The sequence below is a fragment of the Candidatus Desulfolinea nitratireducens genome, assembly GCF_982879505.1.
Window position 1 is genome coordinate 1 of record NZ_CEYOSI010000224.1, and the last position, 5,609, is coordinate 5,609.

3 protein-coding genes are annotated in these 5,609 nt (G+C 47.5%); all 3 read right to left on the reverse strand.

Annotated features, from left to right (window positions below; all coding sequences use genetic code 11):
- A partial coding sequence (locus tag AC3DOM_RS15105; RefSeq protein ID WP_487919873.1) for a class I SAM-dependent methyltransferase occupies positions 1 to 487 on the reverse strand: 487 nt, incomplete at its 3' end.
- Positions 480 to 2,897: an FtsX-like permease family protein gene (locus tag AC3DOM_RS15110; protein ID WP_487919874.1), complete on the reverse strand. Its 2,418-nt coding sequence runs from the start codon at positions 2,895 to 2,897 to the stop codon at positions 480 to 482. The genes AC3DOM_RS15105 and AC3DOM_RS15110, both read right to left, overlap by 8 nt.
- Positions 2,898 to 3,100: 203 nt before the next feature.
- Positions 3,101 to 4,987 (reverse strand): ATP-binding cassette domain-containing protein, encoded by a 1,887-nt coding sequence (locus tag AC3DOM_RS15115; protein WP_487919875.1) that lies wholly within the window; start codon positions 4,985 to 4,987, stop codon positions 3,101 to 3,103.
- Positions 4,988 to 5,609: the final 622 nt, after the last annotated feature.

Below are 5,609 nucleotides of genomic sequence, written 5' to 3' on the forward strand. Positions count from 1 at the left end.
CACCCAAGCTACCTGTGTACGCAAAGGTGTTCAGGACTCGTTTCCCGCGCAGAGTCTCAATAGCCCACTTACGCAAATTGCGCGTATCCAAATAAAGACTTGCGTCGCGGTTCATCAGCAAATCGAGCGCATACCAAATTTCATGTTCGCGGATGCGATCATCCGGTTTTTCGCCGAAGATCAGGATGCCGCTCCTTGCCTTCGGGCTTATGCCTTTGCGCTCTTTGACGAGGATCGCTTTGAGCCAGGGATATTCGCTGACTAGAAATTCTTTAGCTGCGTGGACAACAGTCTCACCCTCCGAAGGTAACTCCGCGTAATTGTGAATAATCACTGTCCGCGCGTAGAGATCAACCGCAATGTCCGGATTTCCCTCCAGAAAGCCATTAAAAAGACGAAAAGCAGTTTGATGCTGATTATCAAATAGTGCGGCCCGCGCAGTAATGGCTTTTTGGAGGATATCGTCAAACTGATTCAAATTATTCATAAGCCAGCACCTCATTGATCGTCAACTTCGCTGCATTACGAGCAGGCATGATGCTGGCAATAATCGAAAGGACGATGACAATTCCCAGCCACAGAAAAATACCCAGCGGGGTAAATTGCGCCGCCATCGCTGACCCCATCATCGTTTCGCCAATGATGGTCAGCAGAACCGTACTGATCGGAAAAGAAATGCCAATTGCCAGCACCCAGGTGATCATTCCTATCACCAGTCCTTCAATGATAACAGACTGCATGATGACCTTGTCCACTGCGCCGATGGTGCGCATTACGCCAATCTCACGTGTGCGCTCCAGCACGTTGATGCTCATCGTTCCGGTGAGGCCGATACTTCCCACAAAGGCAGTCAGAATGGCCATGATCAGCAAAAAGATCACCAGCATATTCATCCCAATCGAGGCATTTTCCCGCAAGGCAGACCCCGATAGTACGCTTTGTACGTTCAAATCTCTCATCATAAGTTGCCGATCTATGCGCTCCGTTAATTCGATTTGCGCGTCAGCATCGTGGGTTGCGGTTACAACCCGGTAAGATAGCGCCTGTTCAGGCAGGCCGGTTTTTCTGGCAATAAATTCGAAATTAGCATATCCCAAAGGGTCCCCAAGCATATCCACGAATCGAAATATACCCACAACCTGCCATTCCTCTTCACGTTGTCCTGCAAGTTTGACTTTCAGCATATCGCCTGGTTTGAGATTCGGAAAAAAATTATAGATCGTATCTGAGAGAACCAGTTTTTTTTCTTCATTGGGCAGTAGCCAACGGCCAGCGACAAATTCGGGAGTGAGCAGTTGTGTATTTTGTGGCGGTGCAGAGATAGAGAGATCGGTTACCACCTCGCCATTTTCATCCAGAATTTCGCCAATAGCCCCGGCCCAACCCTCCACCGCCTCCACCCCGGGGATATCAAGGAGGGCTTGTTTTACCTCACTGACGCGATAAGGCTGTTGAAAAGTGACTGTCACGTCGCCCAAAAAATGATCCATAAGTTGATCCATCAGATTGCCCATCGAATCACGCACATTGAAAACCGCAATAAAGACTCCCCCGGCTACCGTGAGCGTAAAAATGGTCAGGAGCAGGCGTCCTTTTTTGCGGAAGGTATTCCGGAAGGAAAGCAGGATCGGGCGAGATATCGAACTGATCCTCTTGGGTTTGAAATTAAGGAGCGACCGTGCCTTGGACCTGGTGCCCGGTCTATAGTCGCTGATCGCACGCCGAACGCTGGTTCGTGCCCCGCTTCTGACAGGAAAAAATCCTGCGCTCAACGGCACAGCAAAGGCAATCACAACCTGCGTAATAACAGCTTCCGGCACAAAGCGAAATCCTTGCAGGACTGCACCCAAAATGGATGTGATCAGCCAGGACAACCCATATCCAGCCACCGCCCCCAGGGGCACTGCAAAAATCAAAGCGATCAAACTATAAAAGACGATCAAGCTCAAATACATGCCTAAAATCTGTTTGCTGCGCCCGCCCACCAATTTCATCACACCGATTTGACGCAATTGTTGGGTCATCAAGGCGTTGAGCGTGTTGATAATCAGTGAACTACTCAAAATTGTGAGCAATCCACCTAACGCACCCAGCAATCCTATTATCGCCAGCGTACTGTCGCTCATGGGATGTTCATTAGAAAGCCCTTCATCCCGATTGTATATTTCGCGTCGACTGCGCTCAATTTTTTCTTCAACGGCATCTCCGACCTCGGTGATGAATTCGCTGTTGGTGCCATCTCCCGTCACAGTGATATAGAGATGATTGAAGCTGTCTCCCAAGCCAAAAGAATGGATGGTATTCATTGTTACATAGGCGTAGACCATTGGGTCCGGGCTCGGCTTCGATGTGGTTTGGTCAGTAACAAGCCCAACCATAGTCAGTTCCCGTGTTTTTTCATCCGGAAAGATGACTTTGATAACGTCACCAGGATGAAATCCTGTCGTATGCATCAAATCCTGACTGATGATGATCTCGTTATCGCCAGGAATCTCTGATCCCTCAATGGCTGTTAAAAGATTGATCTCTCCAGGAAAACTGGATAAGCCGAAAAGTTTTAGATTTTGCGGATTTTCCTCGCCAATGCTGGCCCGGACATCAAATACACGATGAGCGACGACATCTTCCACGCCATCAACCTTTCTCAAACTTCGGACAAAATCCTCGTCAAAGGGGTCAGCCCAGATCTCGATATTTGGCGGGTTGACCGATGCATAACTGTGGCTAATATCCTCGTCCATGATGAAGTAAGCACTGATGACCATGCCGATCGCAAAAACGCCTACAGCAATGGATGCGACAACAAGAATCGTGCGGGTTTTGTCATCCCATAAATCGGTGAAGACTTTGCTCCAGCGTGGTTTAAGGAGGTTGGGTTTGAGTTGGGGGTTTTTCATTTACGCATCCAATATGTGAAGATGAAACACGCCCAGTCTCTGAGCGGAGCATAGCGCAAACGCCTGTACCCGAATGGGTGAAGAGCGGCTTCTCCATCCTCCTCGTCCTTCGACTCCACCGTTCGTGCCGCGAGCACGCCGGTGCGAGACGGCAGGCTCAAGAGCAGTCGCCTTCTGCTCAGGAACTGTGTTTTCTCTTAACCTCATCGGTCGCTTTTCCTTCTCCGGTTTTCACTTTGGCGGGTACTCGCCACATCCTGAAGAGAATCCCGGGTCAACGGAGAGCCATCAATTAATTCATAAAATATATTCTTTGGCAAAAGTGCCAACTCTGCACCCTCTTTTGCTCCCCGTACCTGAGCGATAGAATCCCCTCCCTGGGTTAATTCTATTTCGCCAAAATATTGCCCTGCGCCTAGTTGCGCTAATTGGACCTCTTTGCCTTGCTGATTGGCGACGATGATGTCCACCTCACCAGCGACGATCATAAAGAAATGCTCGACGCTTTCGCCCTCCTTTAGGATGGTTGCACCCGGTGCGATTTTCCGCTTTTCAGCTTTATGCGTCGCCTCCATCATTTGCGCGTGTGACAGGAAGGGCAGCGCCCGTGCAACAGCCTGGTCGATGATCTCACCATCGGACAGGATGATAGTCTGATCAGTTCTCTGTGTGATGGAGGGATCGTGAGTGACGATTAAAATGGTTTTTCCATCTCTCGCCAAACGCTCGAATAAATTGAGAATATTCTTTGCCGATTTTGAATCCAGGTTGCCGGTCGGTTCATCTGCCAAAATAATGGAGGGGTCAGTTGCCAAAGCGCGCGCGATTGCAGCACTCTGTTGCTGTCCGCTGGAAACAGCGGTGGGGAGTTTATCGGCTTGCTCTTCAAGTCCGACCATTTTGAGCAATTCCATTGCGCGGGAAGGTCGCTCCTGAAATGGATAAAGATTACAATAATCCATCGGGAGGATGGTATTTTCCAGGAGTGTCAATGTCGGGAGCAATTGAAAAAATTGGAAGACAACGCCCAGATTTTTCCCCCTCCAAAGGGCGCGTTCACTTTCACTCATCCTATAAACATCTACGTTTCCGATCAGTACCTCCCCGGCGGTGGGATGATCAATGCCCGTAATCATATTTAATAGCGTGGATTTTCCGCAGCCTGATTTTCCAACAATTGAAATAAATTGCCCGTAATCCAATTGCAGATCAACTGATTTTAAGGCTACAAATTTTCCCGCTGCATTTTCATAGATCTTATCGACACCACGCAGAACGATGGCAGGATGCTCACTCCGGTGCGCTTTTGGCGTTTTTTTTGTCGGGGCTTGTGTTCCAAGCGGAATGGTAGTTGAGGTGGATCTAACGATAGCTTTCTCTCGTGGGATACTGACCACGCCATCAGTGATCTGAAGGCGGCGAGAGAAACGAGGGGCATAACTTTCATCATGGGTGACCATGACCACTGTCTTACCCTGAGCCACCAGTTGTTCAAAAATCTGGAAAATAGTTTCGGCGGTGACGCTGTCCAAATTCCCGGTCGGCTCATCAGCGATGATCAATTGTGGATCATTGACCAAGGCCCTTGCAATTGCAACACGTTGTTTTTGTCCCCCGGAAATATGAGCAGGAATTTTATAAGCGTGTTCCGCTATATCAACCAATTCCAGCAAATCAAGTGCTCGCTGCTTGCTGATAATGGGTTGGTAGGCACCCAAAAAGTCAGGAGGCAGCATTACGTTTTTGACGAGATCAAGGGTTGGCATCAATTCGAAGGATTGATAAATAATGCCGAGATTCTCTCCTCGCCAACGCGCAAGCTGATCTTCATTCAGCGTATGTATCAGTGTGGGAGATGATTCAGTTTCATTTAAGGGATGAAATAGAATACTCCCGGAAGAGAGGTTGCTGACACCAGCGATCATGTTAAGAAGTGTGGTTTTACCAGCCCCTGATTTTCCAGTGATTCCCAAAAACTCGCCCTGTTTAATATTGATGCTAACATGCTCGAGGGCGGTAAATGGAATTTCTCCAGTGTTGTAGGTTTTGGTTACGTCTTGTAGATCGAGGATCGTTTTGGGTGGGTGCATATTTTTTTAGCATGAAGAAGCGAATGGGAGAATTATATTTAAACACGATACCCCTTCAGGCGTTTACGCCTTTCAGGGTACAGGCCGACAAGACAAAATACGAAGGAAAAACCAAGCTGCCTTTTTCTTTGTGATCCCTTATGTTCTTTCGGTATAAGTTTTTTCCCTTTTGCGTGTTTTAACGAAGATTGCTTTTATCCAATCAAATTTATTGATGAGAAAATCAGTTGCATCCTGGACGAAGATCTCACCATCGAGGAGTGAGTCGGCGTAATCGTGGATAACCACTGTCCGTAGGTAGAGATCAATCGCGATGTCGGGATTTCCCTCCAGAAAGCCATTAAAAAGATGAAAAGTAGATGGATGCTTCCCGTCAAATAGCGCAGCCCGTGCGATGATGGCTTTTTAAAAAAGATCAATAAAAGTCATGCTTTCTTTATTTTATCCAATTGATCGAAGTGAACTCTAAGAAACAATAGCATTAAGAAAATGACATGCAACACTCTTGCCTTTATGTTGTATAAGGTTCGAATGAACAATACAACTGATTATCTATTTGGAAACCTCGATCAAAACCTCATTTCTTAATAGGAGAGGCATAGTAAATGGCGGATTAAATCTT

What these genes read in the sequence shown, in the direction of transcription:
- AC3DOM_RS15110 (WP_487919874.1), bottom strand. Translation starts at nt 2,897, where the DNA reads ATGAAAAACCCCCAACTCAAACCCAACCTCCTTAAACCACGCTGGAGC.
- AC3DOM_RS15115 (WP_487919875.1), bottom strand. Translation starts at nt 4,987, where the DNA reads ATGCACCCACCCAAAACGATCCTCGATCTACAAGACGTAACCAAAACC.